The following is an 18,574-nucleotide window of genomic DNA, read 5'->3' as shown; positions in this document are numbered from 1 at the left end:
TCGAGTTGAAATCTTCAACCTTTCCGCGTCAGGCACACGTACCAGACGCGGATCGTCTTACTTCACCGTTTCGGGCTGCTTCTCCACCGGCGCCGGGGCGGGCGCGGCGGGGGCGGCAGCGCCCGGGGTCGGGGCAGCCGGAGCAGGCGCCGGAGTCTGCGCTTGCGCGGGGGGCGATGTCTGCGCCGCAGCCATCAATTCCGCCTTGTTCTGCTCGACGAGCTCGGCCGCCTTCTTGCTGCCACGCAGCAGTTCGGTAGCGGCGATCAGCTGCTTGTCCTTGGCCGGATCGGTCGGGACATAGGCCTGCGAACCGCCCTTCTCGTCGTCGCCATTCTTCAAATGGCCACGCAGCGCCGCTTCACCCTTGGTGGAGTCGCGGCCCTTAAACTCGTCCGGCACTTCCTGCAGGATCTGGATATCGGGATCGATGCCCTTGGCCTGGATCGAACGGCCGGACGGCGTGTAGTAGCGCGCCGTGGTCAGCCGCAGCGCGCCATTGTTCTGGCCGAGCGGGATGATCGTCTGCACCGACCCCTTGCCGAAGGAGCGCGTGCCCAGAATGGTCGCCCGCTTATGGTCCTGCAGAGCGCCAGCCACGATTTCCGAAGCCGAAGCCGAACCGCCGTTGATCAAAACGACGATCGGCTTGTTCTTCGCCAGCTCGCCGCCAGGCTTGGCATTGTAACGCTGCGTCTCTTCGGCGTTACGGCCGCGCGTCGAGACAATCTCGCCACGCTCCAGGAAGGCGTTCGACACATAGATCGACTGGTCGAGCAAACCACCTGGGTTGTTGCGCAGATCGATGACGAAGCCCTTGAGCTGATCGCCCGGCTTATCGGCCTGCATCTTCTGGATGGCGCTTTTCAGCCCATCGAAGGTCTGCTCGTTGAACTGGGTGACGCGGATATAGCCGACATCATCGCCTTCCATGCGCGAGCGCACGGCCTTGATCTGAATCCGATCGCGGGTGATGCGGAACTCTTTCTGCTCACGCCCCGGCCCGCGCATCACAGTCAGCTTGACCGCGGTGTTGATGGCGCCGCGCATCTTGTCGACCGCCTGGTTCAGCGTCAGACCTTGCGTCTGCTCGTCATCGATGGCGGTGATCACGTCACCGGCCATGATGCCGGCGCGTGAAGCCGGCGTATCGTCGATCGGTGTCACCACCTTCACGAACCCGTCTTCCTGGGTCACTTCGATACCAAGACCGCCGAACTCACCGCGCGTCTGCACCTGCATGTCGCGGAAGCTCTTGGCGTCCATATAGCTCGAATGCGGGTCGAGGCTGGTGAGCATGCCATTGATGGCCGACTCGATCAGCTTCTGCTCGGAGGGCTTCTCGACATAGTCGGTGCGCACCTTCTCAAAGACGTCACCGAACAGGTTCAGGCTCTTGTAGGTCTCCGAGACTGCGGCGCGCGCCGCCATGCCATCGACAAACCCGACCTGCGTAACGGCGGTGGCCGCTCCGGCACCAACTGCTGCGCTCAATAAAATGAGGGATAGTTTCCGCATTATCCGCGAACCTTCTCAGCTACCGGCTTCGCCCACCAGGGCGATGAATCTATGGCCGTCCCGTCTTTTCGAAACTCTACATAGAGAATGGGTTGAGTCGCGCCAATGGCAAGGGCGGCGGCGTTTGTTGCCGACGCGTCTCCCATGAGCCCAACAGGTTCGCCCGAAAGGACAAACTGGCCAACCTCCACATTGTTCCGAGCCATTCCAGCGAGCAGTATATAATATCCGCCGCCGGCGTTGATGATTAATAATTGTCCATAGGTACGGAAAGTACCCGAAAATAGCACCCAACCGTCGATTGGCGAGGCCACGATCGCACCTGGTCGTGTTCCGATATAAAGCCCGCGCTCGGCGCTGCCGAACCCGTCGGGCTCGCCAAATTTTTTGACGATCGAGCCCGAAACCGGCATGGGAAGCATGTTTTTGGCCTCGGAAAAGGCCATTGCCGGTTGCAGACGCGAAGAATCGGCCGGTTTACGAGGATCCGGCGGCTTGATCGCCGCCATCTGTTGACGGTCGGTTTCGGCCTTTTTGGCGGCCTCGGCGGCCCTGCGGGCACTCTCCACCTCGGCCTCCATACGGCCGATCAAATCCTTGAGATCAAGCGCCTGACGGCTGAGCTGCTGCGCTTTGCCGCGCTCGGTCTGCAACGCCTGTTCCGTCTCCCCCATGGTGGCGCGGCGCGCGTCGATAAGGCCGGCGAGCCGCTGACGCTCGGCCGCCATCGCCCTCACCTCGCCGTCGAGGCGCTCACGCTCGACCGCGATGGCTTTGCGCAATTCGACCAAATCATTGAGATCATTGACCAGAACCTGCGTTTCCGCGCGCAGTTCCGGCACCACGCCGCCAAGCATCATCGCGGTGCGGATCGCTTTCAGAATATCTTCGGGCGCGATCAGCAGCGCCGGCGGCGGATTGCGACCCATGCGCTGCAGGCTGGCGAGGATTTCGGCGATGACGCCGCGCCGCGCCTCGAGCGACTTGCGGATCGCCTGCTCGGCATTCACCGAACTTTCGAGCCGACGTTCGACCTCGCTGATGCTGCGCTCGGCGGCCTGCACTTTCGCCGTGGTTTCGACCAGGGCCGTGTTGAGCTGGGCGCGATCGGTCTTGATCGCTTCGAGTTCGGTTTCAATCTTGCGCCGCTGTTCGTCCGACAAGCGCAACCCCTGCTCAATCGCCCGCAATTCTTCCTGGCGCATTTCGATCCGGCTGCGCTCGGCAGCGGAAGAAGGAGCAGCACTGGCAGCCGAACCTGCGGGCGCAGGACTAGAGGAAGCAGGCTGGCCGCCCTGCGGTGCGGGCTGCGCGCGCCCTTGCACGGCCACCAGGCCGAACGCCACGGACAAAGTCGCGGCCAAAACCCCAGCAGGGCGGGACCGACGAACGCCGGACGCCGAAAGAAGGGACGAACTACGCTGCATGGGCTCTCACCGGCCTTTGAACGTTCGCGCGGCCCGCGGCCGGTTCGGGGGCGCTTTCACGAGATGAATGCCGATTGTGGCGATTCGCAGCCACCATAATGGCATGGGAGCATTTTCGCGCGAAATGCCAACGTGCTGATACAGGCAGCGCAAACGTGGCTCACACCCGATGATAGGGATGGCCGGCAAGAATGGTGATGGCGCGATAAATCTGCTCCGCCGCCATGATGCGCACGAGCTGATGCGGCCAGGTCATGGCGCCAAAGGCGATGACCTTGTGAGCGCGGGCGCGCAGATCCGGATCGATCCCATCCGGGCCGCCAATGACGAACACATAAGCGGGCATGCCATCGTCGCGGGCCCGACCAATATCGGCGGCGAATTCGGCGCTGCTTTGAGGCCGGCCGCGCTCATCGAGAACGATCAGGCGGGCGCCGTCGGTGATGAGCCCGGCGAGCACACGCGCCTCCTCCGCCTTGCGATCCTCGACACGGCGGGCGCGGCCTTCGTCGATCTCTTTCATCTCGACGCCGGTGAGCGCCACGCCGCGCGCGCTGGCCTGCGCGCGCTCAAGATAGCGGGCGCAGAGCTCGCGCTCGGGCCCATTCTTCAGGCGGCCAACGGCTGCAAGGATGATTTTCACAGAACCATGATGGTCATAGGCGCTTGTTTTTCAAGACCGCACGATCGGCACCGGGATGCGCAAACTCATCTCCCGCCGCAAATGCGCGGCGGCCGTCTGCGCAACCCTCTGTCCGCTACCCGCCTCATACGGGCATGGACAAGCGATCAGGCGATCAGGGCTGGGTGTCACCGATCAGGATCGGCGCGCCTCAGCCTCGTTTGGCCGGTCGCCGCTCCACATCTTTTCCAGATTGTAGAATTTGCGGACTTCCGGTCGGAAGACATGGACGATCAGATCGCCCGCATCCACCACCACCCAATCACAATGCGGCACGCCTTCGATGCGCGGCGAACCAATGCCGGCATCCTTGCACGCCCTTACGACGCTTTCGGCGATCGCGCCCACATGCACATTCGACCGCCCGGACGCGATAATCATCGTGTCCGCGAGGGTCGTTTTGCCGGCGAGTTCGATAGAGATGATCTCTTCCGCCTTCAGGTCTTCAAGGCTCTGCAACACGTTCTGCACTAGGCTTCCGGTCTCTAGGCCACGCGGCGAGGGAACCGGGCGAAGCGGCACCAGGGCTGCTTCCAGATGAACGGTGCTTGTCAGTGCGACTTCTCCTTGAGCTCGCGCCTCAATCAAAACTAGCGCGATGCTTTAATACATGGACCCGATTCGCGACAATTTCAATTCACAGGCCGGTTATTGGCCGCTCACGGGTCGCGTGTAAGCAAAATCAGCCGAAAATGATGCGGCGGAGCAACACACTTGCGCCCTTCACCTGCCCCCATCGGATAGCAGGACAGGTTGCCGCAGGGGGGCCGCCCCCACAGACAGGGCCGAGCCCAGTGCGAGGAAAGATTTCCGTTCAGCGCGCATTGACCAGGAAACCGCCATCGACGGGTATTTTGGCACCGGTGATATAGGACGCACGATCGGAAGCGAGAAAAACAGCGAGATCACCGATTTCTTCCATCTCCGCCATGCGGCCGAGCAAGATGCCCTTGGCCTTGCAAAGCTCGGAAATAGCCTGGTCGCTGGTCTTACCTTGCTGCTCTCCCAGATTTTGCGCCCAGTCTTGCCGAAATTCCGTGGCCACAAGACCCGGGATGATCGCGTTGACGGTGACGCGGGACGGCGCAAGGTCGGCTGCCAGGAAGCCCGTGGCGTAGATAACCGCCGCATTGTTGATGCCGTGGAGCAGCGCCGGGCTCCACACCGCAACGCCCGAGGCACCGGCGACGTTGATCACGCGACCGGACCCGTCGGTGGCTAGCATCGGCAGGAATTCGCGAATAATCCGGAGAGCGCCGACGGTCTTGACGTCGATCGCCGACATCCATTCGTCGTCAGACCACACGATTTGCCGTTCCAGACTGGTGATCGGGCCGGCGGCATTGTTGACGATGATATGGATCGTCTTGAATTCAGCCATGCCCTGCAAACGGACCGCAGCGGCCTTGAGCGCATCGGTCTTGGTGATATCAGTCGGCAGGCCCACAGCGATGACGCCAAACTCCGCGGCAATCTCCGCAGCAGCAACAGAGACCTCCTCTTCAGACCTTGCCAGCAGAGCAACGTGAACACCTTCAGCGGCGAGCGATCGGGCGATCGCTTTGCCGATCCCCTTGCTCCCGCCGCTGATCACCGCCGACCGATCCTTGAGCCCTGTTTTCATCGCTCTTCCTCTCCTGTGTCGATTTATCGTGCCCTAGCCTTGCGGTAACGGCGTCGGCTGATAGGCGGCGAATTTCCAGAGGCCGTCCTCGCGCAACCACACAGCGAGATAACTATTGTCGATGCGGCGCTCTTCACCCGCGACACTGACGCGCGCTGTCATGCGCCCTGTGACTAAAGCAGCATCGCCACAAACCAGAATGCGATCGGCTGGATGGGCAATCTCTCGATAGACGAAGAAGCCGCCGATCACCTTTGAGAGATAGCTTTCCCGATCATCCCGATCACCCTGCGAATGGGTATAGATGAGATTGGAGGAACAAAGTTCGGCCAAGGTATCTGCATCACCAGCCAACATCGCGATGTAACGCCGTGCCTCAAGATCATGGATCATCTGCGTTTGGTCGCTGATCATGACGTAATCCCTAGGCCGGACGATGCGCGAAATCACTGTGATGCGACATCCACGCCTGCGACGGCAAGATGCCCCAACGGTTGACGACCTTGTAGTTTGAGAGGTTTTCACCCGGGTCGACAATGCGCGGCTGGAAATTCGGATCGGCAATCACTTCCATCTCAGCGGTACACTCCACCATAAAGCCGCTCGCATCGACGTAATAGGAAAAGATATTGTCGCCAGCGCCATGCCGACCTGGGCCCCACGCAAGAACACGATCAAGAGAGTCAAGAACATCGCCAAGGCGCTTGAAGTCGGCAAAGTCAGCAAACTCCCAACTATAGTGATGAATGCCCGACCGCCCCTTCAAGACACCTACCGTGTGATGACGGCCATCGCCCGCACGCATCCAGGCAAGCTCATAACCTCGTGTGCGCTCGGACAGCAGCAAACCAAGCGTGCGGTTCAATTCACCGACAATTCTTTCGGGATCCTGCGCGGCAAGGTTGACGTGATCCAGGTAGCGGGGATGGATACCCGCACCGACGTAACGCTGCGGCCGATCAGTCGCCATCGGTGTATGGACCTCGATGATGTGACCCTCGCTGGACGAGAACGTCACGGCACGCTCGATCGCCGGAAGGGAAGGCTTGTCGGACAGGATACGGAGCTTTTCAGCCTTGACCCGTTTCTCGACTTCTTCAACGGCTTCGGCCGATCGTGCCTCCAAACCGATCCGGTGAACCTCGTTTGCCCCCGCTTGATGAAGCACCAGTTCCGCGTGCCGCGTGTTGGAGGTCAGGAGCGCCGCCGTCGCGGTCCTCTCCACCAACGCAAGGCCGATGACATCGATCGCATCGCGGATGGCGACATCGAGATCGCGAACATTGAGAGCGATATGCCCTAGACGATGAACCAATGGCTGCATGCTGTTTCTTCCCTCGACGATTTATGAGTTAGCTGGCGGGGCGAGAAGAGGCGCGCCTGCAGGAGCACGACCCTTCCGGGATCGCGCCACCCGCAGGCTTTGGACCACGTTCCGCTTAGAAACCAAGCTCCGGCGGCTCGCCGGAATAGCGGAAGTCTTTGGTCGCCTCGCCCTCGGCGATGGCGTTCAATTCGCGATCGAACAGCCGTCGCATGCGCACGATGCAGATATCGGTGCGGCCGAGATGCTCCTGGCTGCGATCGACGATCCATCCCTGTCCGCCCTGAGCAACCGCGTCCTCGATCAAAAGGAACCGCGGGTGATCGCGGAAATCCTCCAGCACAGCTTTGCCGTCGAGAATGTCCCGGGCGATATCGGCAAGCTTCCGCGCCGCCTTGATGTTCTGATCATTCTTCGCGGCCGCTTCGGCATAGGCCGCCTTGTCCGCCGCCGCCACGCGGGCGAACTGCGTCATGAACAGAATATGGCTTTCGTCACTGGTTGGCACCAAGGTCAGATAGGAATCACGCCAGCCGCCGATGGGCAGACCGCCGAAGGGCGGGATGATGATGCGCATGGTGTTGGGAAACAGATAGAGTGTCGAGCGGCGCTTGCCTTCGCCGACGCGGCTATAGCGCACCATGCCAAACGGCATCTCTTCCGCCGACGACTCGGGGATCTTGATCTGGTCGCGTCCAAGCGCATTGTGCGATCCGCTGGGACTGTGAACGAAGGAGAGATGCGCCTCGTCCGCCTGGTTCTCATAAGTCTGGAACCAGTTGCAGGGAAACTCTTCCATCATGTTCTCGACCACGCCTTCGCCTTCAAATTCCGGGAAGGGCGGAAAGGCCGGCGGCTCACCTTCGCCGAAATAGGCATAGATCAGGCCCATGTGCTCCTGGGTCGGATAGGCCTTGATGCGCACGCCAGGCGCGGCGCCGGACGGCACTTCGCCCGGACGCTCGACGCAGGCGCCACGGCCATCGAATGTCCAGCCATGATAGAAACAGCGGATATTGTCGCCGCGCACCCAGCCTGTCGACAATTGCGTGCTGCGATGGGCGCAACGTTGATCGACAACGAAAGCCGTGCCCGATTCCCCGCGATAGAGCGTGAACTTCTCGCCCATGATCAAGATCGGCCGCGCCGTGCCCTTCGCCAGGCTGTTCGACATATAGACCGGCTGCCAGAATTTTCGCAGAAAGCGTCCACCCATGGTGTCAGGCCCCGCCGAGGCATAATCCATGCTCTTGCTTCGCAGCTGCATCGTTCCCACGCCCATCGTCTTCCTCCACTTTGCGCAGCGATGCGAATTGCCTTCGCCTCACTGCGGATGAAGAAAACCATAGAGCGGCCATATGCGGCGCATAGGGCGCCAATGCTGATCTTTGCGCAAACATTGATACCCGCGGCGATATGAATGGAATTTCGCGCCGAACGGCCCGCCGAAACAAACCTGCCGCCAACGCCTAAGCTTCAAAGAAATGCTGCTTCTTCTTGTTCTTCGGCGACAGATCGGATTGGCTTTTGGCCGCGACCGTTTTCAGACTGTTGATGAACAGCCGTTCGGCCGGCCCAGCCGCGCGCGAACGCAACCGCGCCACGCAGACCGCCCAGGGTGAAAATTCGTCGACGACAGGAAGACGGCGCACGAGATTGGCCTCGCGCTCCAACCAGCTTGCCAGCGCCGTTGGCAGTGCGGTCAACATGCCGGCACTGCGCACCAGTTCGACGATGTAATGCAGCTCAAACGCTTCAGTGATGACAGGACTGATGCTGCGCGAATGCATCACCAGATTGCGCTCGACCGCACGCCGCGTCGAGGTTTCGGGCGGCATCATCACCCAGCGTTCGTTAACCAGATCGGACCAATCGATCTTCTTGCGCCGCGTCAGCGGATGCCCTGGCGCGGCAACGACAACAACCTGTTCATTGTACAGCACATCGACAACCAGTTCCTCATTGCTGAACTGCCGGATATCGAAATGCGTGACGATGATATCGCAGCGACCGCTGATCAGATCAGCCAGAAGATTGTCGGCGAAATTACTGCGTAGCCGGATCGTCAACTCCGGCGCCTGTTCGCTGGCGAGCTTCACCGCCTGAACCAGCCAGGTGGGTGAAAACCCGCCCATCATGCCGACATTGAGCGCGCCACCGACGCCGCGTTGAAGCGCATCGAAATCAGCTTCCACCCGATCGAATTGCCCGAGAATCTGCTCCGCATGCCAGATCAACATCTGGCCCGACGAGGTCGGCACGACACGCCGCGTGGTACGCTCGAACAAACGCGTTTGCAGAATCTCCTCGACCTCGCTCAGCCCACGCGAAATCGCCGATTGAGAGGTGTGCAGAACCTCGGCGCAGCGGCTGATGCTCAGCTCGCGGCCCAATGTGTCGATCAGGCGCAAATGCCGGATGGTCAGTTTCTGTTTAAGGTTCACGTCGTCTGCCTGCTCGCAAGACCATGTTTCCCTCCCTCGCGCGCCTCGTTACGGACAGCTCATATCAGTTCCGGTATAAATCGTTCTGAAAATATCACGCCCGGCTGCGTTCCCTCGACACCCCTCGACTCTATAGCTTCTTGTTCCGGAGAGGGACAGGCGCACGTGCATGCATTTGCGCCTGGCAATCAAAATAAACGCTTTGCAACATAAGTGCTTTGCAAGCCATGCTTGGGGGAGCGACGATGACAACTGCCACGGTTGTAAACGTAAGCACGGTAATCAACAGAGGAATCGGGCGCTATCAGCTCTGGCTCTTCGCGATTTGTTTTCTGATCTCGCTCGTCGATGGCCTTGACTCCCAGATCATGAGCGTAACCGGACCGGTCATGGCTCGGGATATGCAACTGCCTGCTGGAGCACTGGGACCGCTTTTGTCGGCTTCGCAATGGGGTTCCCTCGTCGGCGCCTTTGGCATCGGTTTCTTCGCCGACCGCTGGGGCCGCCGCCAGACATTGCTCGCCTGCGGCCTCGTCTTCAGCATTGGCACGCTGGCGACCGCCTGGGCCGATTCATTCACGGCGCTGTTCGCGCTACGCGTCATTACCGGCCTCGGCGTCGGCGGCGCCGTACCCTGCTATCTCGCGCTTGCTGCGGAATACGCCCCCGAAAATCGACGAGCCGGCGTCGTCGCCACCATCCTCGGCGCGGTTCCATGCGGCGGCATCGTTGCAGGCTTGCTCGGCGCCAGCCTGCTCGGCAATTTCAACTGGCACGTCGTCTATCTGGTGTGCGGAATATTCTCGCTCTTGGTCAGTCTTCTGGTTTACCTCTCGCTGCCGGAATCCCTGAGCTTCATGATCACCCGCAAGCATGATCCCGCATCGATCCGCTCGGTGCTGACCAAGCTGCAGCCGAGCATGTCGACCATCCCCAACGCGAAATTCATCATCGACGAGGAGATCAGGCAGGACGCGCCGGTGAAACACCTGTTCACCGAATCGCGCGGCCCGCTGACGGTGGTCCTGTGGCTTGCCTTCTTCGTGAACTATCTCGTGCTTCTGGGCACGCTCGTCTGGACGCCGACCCTGATGAAACAGGCTGGCATGACCATTGCCGAGGGCTCCCTGGCGCTGATGTTCAATAACATCGGCAGTATTTTGGGCATTGTCATCGCCGGCCAGATTCTCGATCGCTATCGTTCAGCCTTGTTCTGGGTGCTCGCCAGCGTATTCCTCGGGGGTGCGATCGCGACGAGCCTGATCGGATATTCCGCACCCCATTTCCTGGCTGTCTGTTTCTTCTCAGCGATCGCCGGCTTCTGCATGGGCAGCGGATTGAGCGGGCTCTACGCGCTTGCAGCCATTATCTATCCGACCTTCATGCGTTCGACCGGCATCGGCTGGAGCTCGGGCTTCGGCCGCGTCGGCAGTTCCATGGGTCCGCTGGTGGTCGGCCTGATGTTCGCGGCAAGCTGGGCAACACCCGTTACGCTACTGACGCTTGGCACGGGGGCGCTGGCGAATGTGGTCCTCATTCTCTTGATGGGCTTCCTGATGTGGCGCCGGAAATCCTCCGCGACAGCTCTCGCCAGCGCCGAATGAACGATCGGGACCATCGTCCTGAAGAACGGCCGCTCGTGTCCAAGCAAGCGACCCGGCGGCCGCCCAAATCCGAACTGGATGCTCCCCGCGGCGAACGGCTCGAAACGCCCGAATTGCCGTTGCAAGGCGGATTTTTATACATGAAGATGGAGGTAAGCGGCGCCAATCAATTGGCCGCCGAAATATCGCCGGGAGCGAACGCATGATTCAAGTGAAGCGGCTGGGGCACGCAACCTTCTCCACGCCCGACCTCGACCGCCAGGTCGACTATTGGACGCACGTCATGGGGCTCTCGCTGGTGGACCGCTCGCCGAAGCGCGCTGTGCTCGCCACCAAGCTCGGGCAAGAGTCAGTAGTGCTGGAGGCCGGAGATCATGCTGATCTGCAACGCATCGCCTTTCAAGTCGCGCCTGGCACGGACCTCAACGCCCTGGCGCGGCAGCTGAAGCAGGAAGGCGTCGCCAGCGACCGCCAGTCTGATCCGACGCCCGGCATCAGCGACGCTCTGACCTTCACCGATCCGAAAGGTACGCTCGTCGAGATTTTCGCCGACTGCCGCTTTCACAAGCGGGATAAAAGCGAAGGTGGCGTCAATCCGCTGAAGATCGGCCATGTCGCCTCGCGTGTGCACGACGTGCAGAAGGTGGCCAAATTCTATCAGGATTTTTTAGGCTTCCGCGCCTCCGATTGGCTCGGCGATCACTTCGTCTTCATGCGCTGCGGCATCGAGCATCACACGGTGAACTTCGTGCAATATGAAACCCAGCGCCTGCATCACGTCGCCTTCGAAGTGAAAGACTGGGCGGAAATCCATCGCACCTGCGAGGTGTTGGCGCGCAACGAATTCCCACTGGTCTGGGGCCCTTTGCGTCACATCGTCGGACACAACGTCGCCGCTTACCATCGCAACAGTGATGATCTGCGGATCGAATGCTATTGCGAGATGGATATCATGGCTGACGAACAATTGGGCTATTGGGAGCCCAGGCCCTGGCACGAAGAAATGCCACTGCGGCCGAAGAAATGGCCCAAGGAAACTTGGCGCAGCGCCTGGGGCTTCGGCTCGTTCGGCACCTTTCCCGGCTATCCGTAGACGCCTTGGCCCAAACCCAATCTACCAAGTCATAGAAGCCTCGCTCTTCCAAGAGCGAGGCTTGGCTCAATTCACGCCGCCACCTCTCGTCCCAACCGCGCCAGCGCATCCTTCTCCACATCATAGTCATAGAGCGATTTGCGGAACTGCGCCGAGGTGGCGATCTCGCGGTCACGTTGTTCGATGCTGCCGCTGCGCGAATCGTAGCGCAGGCCATTGCGGCGCGCCTCGGCCTGGATCATGTCGGTGCGCGGCCGGCGGAAAGCTTCGTAGTCTTTCAGAAGCGCCGCCACATCGGATGAAGCGCAACCCTCGAGGAAGACCGACAAGGCACAGCCGTCCTCGATCGCCTGATTGGCGCCCTGGCCCAGATGCGGCAACATCGGATGGGCCGCATCGCCGAGTAGAACAAGCCGGCCATTGGCCCAGGACGAAAGCGGCGCCCGATCATAAAGGCCCCACCAGAAACAGCTCTCCACCTTGCCGAGCAGATCGGTGACCGGTGCATGCCAGCCCGCGAAGGACGCCGCCAACTCGTCACGATCGCCATGGGCCGACCAGGATTCGGCCAGCTCATCGCCCGTCGGCACGAAACCGACATAGTTGAGCAATTGCCCGCCGCGTACCGGAAACACCATGAAATGCTTGCCGTCGCCCATCCACACCTGATGGGTCTGATCGTTCCAGCTGGCGAGCTTGTCGCGCGCCACCAGGCCGCGATAGGCGCGCGAGCCGGAATATTCCGGCGGCTGCGGCGCCACCACATATTTCTGCAGCACCGACTGAATACCATCGGCGGCGATCACCACATCAGCTTCTGCCTGGGCGCCGTGGGCGAAGAACAGCCGCGCCACCTGCTCATCCTGCTCGAAGCCGACACAGCGATGGCCAGTGCGCACGCGATCCGCCGGCAGGGCCGCCGCCAGCGCGTTCAGCATGTCGGCCCGGTGCATGCCATACATGCCGTTCCAGCCGTTCGAATCCGTCGTCAGGATCGGGCCGACGACCGTGCCGTCCATCCGGTAATATTGCGAGCCGGGACCAACCTTGGCGCCGACCTTGCCCAGCGGCTCGCGAAAACCGATCCGCTCCAAAAGACGCAGGCTGTTGGGATAGACGAACAGACCGGCGCCGACCTCGCCCAAGGCCGCCGCCTGTTCATAGACGGTGACGTCGAAACCCCGTTGCAGCAGGAAATTCGCCGCCGCCAATCCGCCCATGCCGCCGCCAACGACAGCCACACGCAGTTTCCGCCCCATGTTCAGATGATCGTTCATCGTCTTATCCTTCAGTTTTCTCTGCCTAGCACCGGCGGATGCGCCAGCCAATCATTCACCCAGCTTGACGCCGGCCTGCTTGATCACGCCGGCCCAGAGCTTCTCCTCGCTGGCGATGAAAGCGGCCGCCTCTTGCGGCGTATTGCCGATCGGCTGCGCCGCCTGATCGAGAAATTTTCGGGTGATGTCCGGCGACCGGATGATCGCCACCACGTCGCGGTTGATCTTGTCGATCAACGCATCGGGCGTGCCCGGAGGCGCCATCATGCCGTACCAGGCGATAGCAGAAAACCCTTTCAAGCCCTGTTCCGACACGGTCGGCACATCGGGCACGTCGGGCGAGCGTTCCAGCGCGCAGACGCCGATCATCTTCAGCGTGCCGGCACGATGCTGCGGCAGTGATTGCGAGATATTGTCGAAGAAGAGATCGACATGGCCGGCCACGAGATCGGCCAGCGCCGGGGCCGTGCCGCGATAGGGCACATGGTTGAACTTGACCCCCGCCATGTTTTCAAACAGCGCCGCCGTCAGATGCGAAGTGCTGCCATTGCCCTGATTGGCGCAGTTGATGAGGCCAGGATTGGCCTTCGCCTTGGCGATCAATTCGGCCACGGTCGAAACACCGAGCTTGTTGCTGACGTCGACCACATTGGTGGCCGAGCCCATGATGGTGATCGGCTTGAGCTTGGTCGGATCGTAGCCGAGCTTGGGATAGAGATTGTGATTGATGGCGATCGGTGGCGGCGGGGCGGCGAGCAGCGTGTAACCGTCGGGCTGAGAAACAGCCACCATTTCGGCACCGACATTGCCGCCAGCACCTGGGCGGTTTTCGATGACGACAGGCTGCTTCCAGACCTGGGTGAGTATATCGGCGATCATCCGCGGCAGGGCATCGGACGTCCCGCCGGCCGGAAACGGCACGACGATGCGCACGAGCTGTTTCGGCCAGTCCGCCTGTTGCGCCCGCGCGCCTTGCGGCAGCAGCGCGGCGGCGCCTGAAGCCAACAGCGCCGTATTGAAGCGGCGACGATCCATATGTTCCTCCCCAGAACGCCATCAAGAACAGCATCAAGAACAGCATCAAGAACGGCCTCAAATCGAGGCCACCGTGTGATGGCAATTAGGGGCTCGACATCTATTAAACAATCAGCGATTAATTGATCAATTGATATGGAAATTATATCAATGTCATCACGCATCACACTTCGCCAATTACAGGCTTTCATCGCTGTGGCGCAGGCCCAGAGCTTCACCCGCGCGGCGGAGCGGCTGAACCTGGCGCAACCCATCGTCTCCGGCCTCGTGCGCGATCTCGAGGCCGAGGTTGGCTTTCGCCTGTTCAATCGCACGACGCGCCGCGTCGAGCCGACCGATGCTGCCCTTGAATTTCTGCATGACGTCGAGCGGATCAACGACAATGTTGAGATGGCCGTGCGCCGCGCCCGCGACATCGGCCTGCGCCGCCGTGGCCACATCGCCGTCGGCGCACCGCCCCTGCTTGCAGCCGCGTTGATGCCGCATGTCATGGCCGATTTCGCCAGCGTCGCGCCGGGCATCACCGTGACCTTGATCGATCGCCCGATCGCCGACCTGCTTCAGATGCTGAAGGATGGCGAGCTGCATCTGGCGATCGGCACATTCCTACGCGTCGATCCAGCGATCACGCGCCGCTCCCTCGTCACCGATTCCTTCTCGCTGCTGTGCCGGACGGATCATCCGCTCGCTGCATTGAAGAGGCCACGCTGGCGCGACCTCGCCGGCCATGCGCTGATCGCGCTACGCGGCGGCAACGGTATTCGCGAACAACTCGAACGCGGCTACGCTGCCGCCGGACTAACGGCCGAGCCGCTGCATGAGTTCAGCCAGCTGGCGACAGTCATCGCCATGGTCGAGGCGGGCTTCGGCATCACCGTACTGCCGCTTTATGGGTTAGCGGCACTGCCATCGGAGCAGCTCATCGCGCGCCCGCTGAGCGGGCCGTCGTTGAAGCGCGAGTTCGATGTGGTCCATCGCGCTGACCGCACGCTCTCGCCTGGCGCGATCACCTTCATCGAGAGCTTGGAGCGCGCGGCAAGAGCTTTGAAGCAACGCCACACCACCGCTGTCACACGCGGCTAGAGGAACAGCGAGTAAGGAAGCGGTGAGACCGCTTTCACGCAGCAGACGCTATCGGTTCAGCCTCACCCCCAGACGCCTCCACCATGCCGCTCACATCGGTGGAGCCGTTCAGCACCTGCTCTGCTTTCTCGTGATCGAGATCGCCTTCCCAGGCAGCGACAACAACGGTGGCGACGCAATTGCCGATGAGATTACCAAGTGCGCGCGCCATGCCGATGAACCAATCGACCGACAACACCAGCACCAGGCCAATCGCCGGGATCGATGGCACCGCATGGAGCGTCGCGGCCAGGATGACGATGGCGGAACCCGGCACCCCATGCGCACCCTTCGAGGTGACAAGCGAAATGCCCAACACCAACAAGAGGTCGCCGACCGACAGCGGCGTATTGGTGGCCTGGGCGATGAACACCACCGCGAGCGTCAGATAGATAGAGAAGGCATCGAGATTGAACGAATAGCCCGTCGGCACCACAAGGCCGACTGTCGACTTCTTGATGCCCATCACTTCGAGCTTGCGCATGATCTGCGGCAGCACTGCATCCGACGACGCCGTGCTCAGCACGATCGTCAGCTCCTCGCGGAAATAAGCCAGAAACTTGAAAATATTGATACCGGCAAGCCGCATCACCGCGCCCAGGATCACGAAGACGAAGAGCAGCACCGCCACATAATAGAGCACCACCAGCGACAGGAGCTGCTTCAGCGAGCCAACGCCATAGCGCCCCACCGTATAGGCCACGGCGCCGAGCACGCCCAGCGGCGCAACGCGCACGATCAGGCTCATCGCCTTGAACAGCACGCCCGACACCGCCTCGATCATGTCGGAGACCTTCTGCGCCTGCGGGCCGCCGTAGAGCGCCAGGCTGACCCCGAACAGGATCGCGAAGAAGAGCACCTGCAACACATCGTTGCGCGACAGCGCATCGAAGGAGGTGCTGGGAATGATGTTGAGCAGAAAGGCCGAGAGGCCGCCGCCCTGCAACTTATGGGCGTTGTCAGCATAGCTGTTGAGCGCATTGCCGTCGAGGTTCGCCGTGTTGATATTCATGCCATGGCCGGGGCCGAAGACATAAGCGAGCAGGATGCCGAGCGCGAGCGCCACCGTGGTCATCACTTCGAAATAGACCAGGGCTTTGACGCCGACCCGGCCGACCTTCTTCAGATCGCCGGCGCCAGCGATGCCATGCACGACGACGCAGAAGACGATCGGCGCCACGACCATCGAGATCAGCTTGAGAAAGCCGTCACTCAATACTTTGAGCTGCACGGCGAAGTCGGGCGCCGCCATGCCCAGCACGACGCCGAGCCCGAGCGCGGCGATCACTTGGAAGAATAAGGATTTATAAAGCGGCGTGGCGCTTTTCATTGATTCCGCCGGAGCGGCCATTGAGGTTGACATCGCATCCCTCCTGGGTGGTTTGGCCAGGCTCCTCTGAAAGCGTGGCCAGGAGGATAGAAAGCAAGCGATATGCCACGCGATCCATGGGTTGCAGTTCGAAGTCCTGCCCCAGTTACGCCGGTTTCTATTGCCATGAGTCGCCCTAAGACGCGGGCTGAATTGGATTTTCGGCGGCGGCACTCAAGATGCGGGCGATTGAATGTTCTATACACGACGGAATTTTATGGTCGCGGCCGGCGGCCTGACACTGGCAGCCACAGGCGCCTTCGCGCAAGACAGCCTGCACGAATTGAAGGACGACAGCGGCAAGCCGGTGACCAATTACAAGGTGCCGTCAGAACTGTCGCTTGATGGCCTGCCCGGCGTGTTCTGGATCGGCTCCGATGCCCCCGACGTCATTCTCGCCGAGTTTTCCGATTTCAACTGCCCTTATTGCAAGCGTGCCGCGCGCGATCTCGAAAGCTTACGACAGAAGGACAAGGCGCTGCGAATAGGCATGGTGCAGAATGCCGTGCTCGGCCTCGATTCCTACCAAGCCGCCCGCGTCTTCCTCGCCGTCCTGCGCCTGCATGGGCCGCAGCCGGCGCATCGCATGCGTACCGAACTGTTCGCCCGGCGCGGTGTCGTCGGCGGCCGCACCGCCCTTGATGTCGCCGAGCAACTGAAACTCGACGTCGGAAAAGTCGAGGCGCAGGCCAACGATCCCCTGATCGGCGAAGCCTTGAAGAAACATATCAAGCTCTCCGAAAATCTCGGCTTCAACGCCACGCCGTCCTACATGCTGAACGGCGTCGGCATCCTCGGCTACCCCGGCCCCAAGACCGTCGCCCGCCTCGTCGCCTCGGTGCGCGAATGCGATGATTTGAGCTGCGGGTAGATTCTCCGTGTCATCCCTGACGACTGCGCAGCAGACGATCCGGGATGACACCAAGATTTCAACTAAGAACCACCACTCCCTTGCGCCAACAGATTGGCGCGATGACGCGCCCTGATCTCACGCGGAGAGGAGCCGAAGCGGCGCCGGAAGGTGCGGTTGAAATAGGATAGATCGTCGAAGCCGACATCGAAGGCGATACTGCTGATCGGCCGCTGCGGCGCTTCCGAGGATTGTAACAGCAGCACCGCCCGCTCAAGCCGCCGCCGCAGCACATATTCGGAGAAGGTCCCGCCCTCCGCCTCGAACAGCTTCTGCAGATAGCGCGTGCTGACACCGTGCTGGCTCGCCACCTCCTGCGCCGACAATGACTGCTGGTCGAGCCGCGCTTCGATCTCGACCATGATGGCGCGCAGACGCATCGCCGGGCGCGGCGCCTGCTCGACCACCGGCCCATCCTCGAACATCTTGGCGACGAGATCGCGCATGTAGCGCATCGATAGATCCTGCAATCCATCACTGTTCATCGGCAGGAGGCCGCGCATCAACGCCGCCGCATAATGGCCGAGCAGCAGCAGAGCGCCATTGTCCTGCGCGAATTTGCGTAAAGTCGCTTCAGCGAAGGGATCCTCGCTCGCGCTGCGTGGCAACAAGAAGCAATCAAGCCGGTCGACATCGGTGAGGACGAAACGCGCCGCCTTGGCGCAGGAGATAATCGCCGCTTCACGCGAGGCGACCACGACCTGCGCCCCATCCTGATGCACGACGACAATGCCGTTCGACGGACGCACGACCAAAGCGCTCGCCTGAGCCAGCGCGCTTGCATCGAAGGCCCAGAGCGGCGCTGGATCGAAGCAGGACATCAAGCCGACATCCGGCTCCATGCGCAAAACCGCCTTGGCTTCGAACAAGGTATCGCGCGGCGATTCGAGACGGCGCGGCGCACCGCCAAGCCCCGGCGTCTTGAAATCCGGCAGATTGCGATGCCCCCGCGCACTATCAGCAACGAACCATACAGGCGTCAGCCGCGCGCACTCAGCGCCGCGTCCAGCCTGTCGCAATGGCGCAACAGGCGCGCGCCGCGTGCCCTTTGTTCGCCTGAGTCCGCTTTCCACTTCGCCCATGTCCAAGATGCCGAGACGTCAACGCTCTAGTGCAATTCACTACACTTATGGCGATGGGCGGCG

18 protein-coding genes are annotated in these 18,574 nt (G+C 61.4%); 5 read left to right on the top strand and 13 right to left on the bottom strand.

Features of this window, described 5'->3' with window-relative positions:
• Positions 1-57: 57 nt before the first annotated feature.
• From BLW50_RS22855 to BLW50_RS22815, 9 genes are all read right to left on the bottom strand, one after another.
• Entirely contained in the window at positions 58-1,521 is a 1,464-nt protein-coding gene (locus BLW50_RS22855; protein ID WP_090706981.1) for a S41 family peptidase, read from the bottom strand.
• Positions 1,518-2,945 carry a murein hydrolase activator EnvC family protein gene (locus BLW50_RS22850; RefSeq protein ID WP_090706980.1) on the bottom strand — a complete coding sequence of 476 codons (1,428 nt, stop codon included), beginning with the start codon at positions 2,943-2,945 and terminating at the stop codon, positions 1,518-1,520. The genes BLW50_RS22855 and BLW50_RS22850 overlap by 4 nt, the downstream gene beginning before the upstream one ends.
• 160 nt (positions 2,946-3,105) lie before the next feature.
• Positions 3,106-3,588, bottom strand: coding sequence for a 23S rRNA (pseudouridine(1915)-N(3))-methyltransferase RlmH (gene rlmH, locus BLW50_RS22845; protein WP_090706978.1), 483 nt, complete (start codon positions 3,586-3,588; stop codon positions 3,106-3,108).
• A gap of 174 nt (positions 3,589-3,762) precedes the next feature.
• Positions 3,763-4,098, bottom strand: coding sequence for a ribosome silencing factor (rsfS, locus tag BLW50_RS22840; protein ID WP_348272861.1), 336 nt, complete (start codon positions 4,096-4,098; stop codon positions 3,763-3,765).
• Positions 4,099-4,441: 343 nt separating this feature from the next.
• Positions 4,442-5,251: an SDR family NAD(P)-dependent oxidoreductase gene (locus BLW50_RS22835; protein ID WP_090706976.1), complete on the bottom strand. Its 810-nt coding sequence runs from the start codon at positions 5,249-5,251 to the stop codon at positions 4,442-4,444.
• Between the two features lie 33 nt (positions 5,252-5,284).
• Complete coding sequence (locus tag BLW50_RS22830) at positions 5,285-5,665, bottom strand: nuclear transport factor 2 family protein (protein ID WP_090706974.1); 381 nt, start codon at positions 5,663-5,665, stop codon at positions 5,285-5,287.
• Positions 5,666-5,675: 10 nt separating this feature from the next.
• Positions 5,676-6,575 carry a VOC family protein gene (locus BLW50_RS22825; protein ID WP_090706973.1) on the bottom strand — a complete coding sequence of 300 codons (900 nt, stop codon included), beginning with the start codon at positions 6,573-6,575 and terminating at the stop codon, positions 5,676-5,678.
• Between the two features lie 115 nt (positions 6,576-6,690).
• Complete coding sequence (locus BLW50_RS22820; RefSeq protein ID WP_090706971.1) at positions 6,691-7,857, bottom strand: Rieske 2Fe-2S domain-containing protein; 1,167 nt, start codon at positions 7,855-7,857, stop codon at positions 6,691-6,693.
• Positions 7,858-8,044: 187 nt separating this feature from the next.
• On the bottom strand, positions 8,045-9,019 hold the full coding sequence (locus tag BLW50_RS22815) for a LysR family transcriptional regulator (protein ID WP_090706970.1): 975 nt from the start codon (positions 9,017-9,019) through the stop codon (positions 8,045-8,047).
• 227 nt (positions 9,020-9,246) lie between these two features.
• Between BLW50_RS22815 and BLW50_RS22810 the strand changes: the two genes are divergently transcribed.
• Genes BLW50_RS22810 through BLW50_RS22800 form a run of 3 tightly spaced genes read left to right on the top strand, consistent with a single transcriptional unit; the run spans position 9,247 to position 11,716 of the window.
• The gene (locus BLW50_RS22810) at positions 9,247-10,623 is read left to right on the top strand and encodes an MFS transporter (protein ID WP_090706968.1); all 1,377 of its coding nucleotides are present in this window, start codon (positions 9,247-9,249) and stop codon (positions 10,621-10,623) included.
• The gene (locus BLW50_RS22805) at positions 10,620-10,829 is read left to right on the top strand and encodes a hypothetical protein (protein WP_090706966.1); all 210 of its coding nucleotides are present in this window, start codon (positions 10,620-10,622) and stop codon (positions 10,827-10,829) included. Before BLW50_RS22810 ends, BLW50_RS22805 begins: the two co-directional genes overlap by 4 nt.
• On the top strand, positions 10,826-11,716 hold the full coding sequence (locus tag BLW50_RS22800; protein WP_090706964.1) for a VOC family protein: 891 nt from the start codon (positions 10,826-10,828) through the stop codon (positions 11,714-11,716). Before BLW50_RS22805 ends, BLW50_RS22800 begins: the two co-directional genes overlap by 4 nt.
• Positions 11,717-11,787: 71 nt before the next feature.
• Here the strand turns inward: BLW50_RS22800 and BLW50_RS22795 are convergent, their stop codons facing one another.
• Entirely contained in the window at positions 11,788-12,993 is a 1,206-nt protein-coding gene (locus BLW50_RS22795; protein ID WP_170850301.1) for an FAD-dependent monooxygenase, read from the bottom strand.
• Positions 12,994-13,044: 51 nt separating this feature from the next.
• Entirely contained in the window at positions 13,045-14,028 is a 984-nt protein-coding gene (locus tag BLW50_RS22790) for a Bug family tripartite tricarboxylate transporter substrate binding protein (RefSeq protein ID WP_090706962.1), read from the bottom strand.
• Positions 14,029-14,178: 150 nt separating this feature from the next.
• On the opposite strand from BLW50_RS22790, the gene BLW50_RS22785 reads away from it, so the two are divergent.
• Positions 14,179-15,111 carry a LysR family transcriptional regulator gene (locus BLW50_RS22785; protein WP_170850300.1) on the top strand — a complete coding sequence of 311 codons (933 nt, stop codon included), beginning with the start codon at positions 14,179-14,181 and terminating at the stop codon, positions 15,109-15,111.
• 34 nt (positions 15,112-15,145) lie between these two features.
• On the opposite strand, the gene BLW50_RS22780 is transcribed toward BLW50_RS22785, so the two are convergent.
• Positions 15,146-16,513 (bottom strand): dicarboxylate/amino acid:cation symporter, encoded by a 1,368-nt coding sequence (locus tag BLW50_RS22780; RefSeq protein WP_090706958.1) that lies wholly within the window; start codon positions 16,511-16,513, stop codon positions 15,146-15,148.
• 199 nt (positions 16,514-16,712) lie between these two features.
• Between BLW50_RS22780 and BLW50_RS22775 the strand changes: the two genes are divergently transcribed.
• The gene (locus BLW50_RS22775; protein WP_090706955.1) at positions 16,713-17,390 is read left to right on the top strand and encodes a thioredoxin domain-containing protein; all 678 of its coding nucleotides are present in this window, start codon (positions 16,713-16,715) and stop codon (positions 17,388-17,390) included.
• A 62-nt stretch (positions 17,391-17,452) separates the two neighbouring features.
• Here the strand turns inward: BLW50_RS22775 and BLW50_RS22770 are convergent, their stop codons facing one another.
• On the bottom strand, positions 17,453-18,511 hold the full coding sequence (locus tag BLW50_RS22770) for a helix-turn-helix transcriptional regulator (RefSeq protein WP_244544359.1): 1,059 nt from the start codon (positions 18,509-18,511) through the stop codon (positions 17,453-17,455).
• Positions 18,512-18,574: the final 63 nt, after the last annotated feature.

The sequence above is a fragment of the Beijerinckia sp. 28-YEA-48 genome (genome assembly GCF_900104955.1).
GTDB lineage: Bacteria > Pseudomonadota > Alphaproteobacteria > Rhizobiales > Beijerinckiaceae > Terripilifer.
This window is presented reverse-complemented; position numbering and strand designations above follow the sequence as displayed.

What these genes read in the sequence shown, in the direction of transcription:
- BLW50_RS22850 (WP_090706980.1), bottom strand. Translation starts at nt 2,945, where the DNA reads ATGCAGCGTAGTTCGTCCCTTCTTTCGGCGTCCGGCGTTCGTCGGTCC.
- BLW50_RS22835 (WP_090706976.1), bottom strand. Translation starts at nt 5,251, where the DNA reads ATGAAAACAGGGCTCAAGGATCGGTCGGCGGTGATCAGCGGCGGGAGC.
- BLW50_RS22830 (WP_090706974.1), bottom strand. Translation starts at nt 5,665, where the DNA reads ATGATCAGCGACCAAACGCAGATGATCCATGATCTTGAGGCACGGCGT.
- BLW50_RS22825 (WP_090706973.1), bottom strand. Translation starts at nt 6,575, where the DNA reads ATGCAGCCATTGGTTCATCGTCTAGGGCATATCGCTCTCAATGTTCGC.
- BLW50_RS22820 (WP_090706971.1), bottom strand. Translation starts at nt 7,857, where the DNA reads ATGGGCGTGGGAACGATGCAGCTGCGAAGCAAGAGCATGGATTATGCC.
- BLW50_RS22810 (WP_090706968.1), top strand. Translation starts at nt 9,247, where the DNA reads ATGCTTGGGGGAGCGACGATGACAACTGCCACGGTTGTAAACGTAAGC.
- BLW50_RS22805 (WP_090706966.1), top strand. Translation starts at nt 10,620, where the DNA reads ATGAACGATCGGGACCATCGTCCTGAAGAACGGCCGCTCGTGTCCAAG.
- BLW50_RS22800 (WP_090706964.1), top strand. Translation starts at nt 10,826, where the DNA reads ATGATTCAAGTGAAGCGGCTGGGGCACGCAACCTTCTCCACGCCCGAC.
- BLW50_RS22795 (WP_170850301.1), bottom strand. Translation starts at nt 12,993, where the DNA reads ATGAACGATCATCTGAACATGGGGCGGAAACTGCGTGTGGCTGTCGTT.
- BLW50_RS22790 (WP_090706962.1), bottom strand. Translation starts at nt 14,028, where the DNA reads ATGGATCGTCGCCGCTTCAATACGGCGCTGTTGGCTTCAGGCGCCGCC.
- BLW50_RS22785 (WP_170850300.1), top strand. Translation starts at nt 14,179, where the DNA reads ATGTCATCACGCATCACACTTCGCCAATTACAGGCTTTCATCGCTGTG.
- BLW50_RS22780 (WP_090706958.1), bottom strand. Translation starts at nt 16,513, where the DNA reads ATGTCAACCTCAATGGCCGCTCCGGCGGAATCAATGAAAAGCGCCACG.
- BLW50_RS22775 (WP_090706955.1), top strand. Translation starts at nt 16,713, where the DNA reads ATGTTCTATACACGACGGAATTTTATGGTCGCGGCCGGCGGCCTGACA.
- BLW50_RS22770 (WP_244544359.1), bottom strand. Translation starts at nt 18,511, where the DNA reads ATGGGCGAAGTGGAAAGCGGACTCAGGCGAACAAAGGGCACGCGGCGC.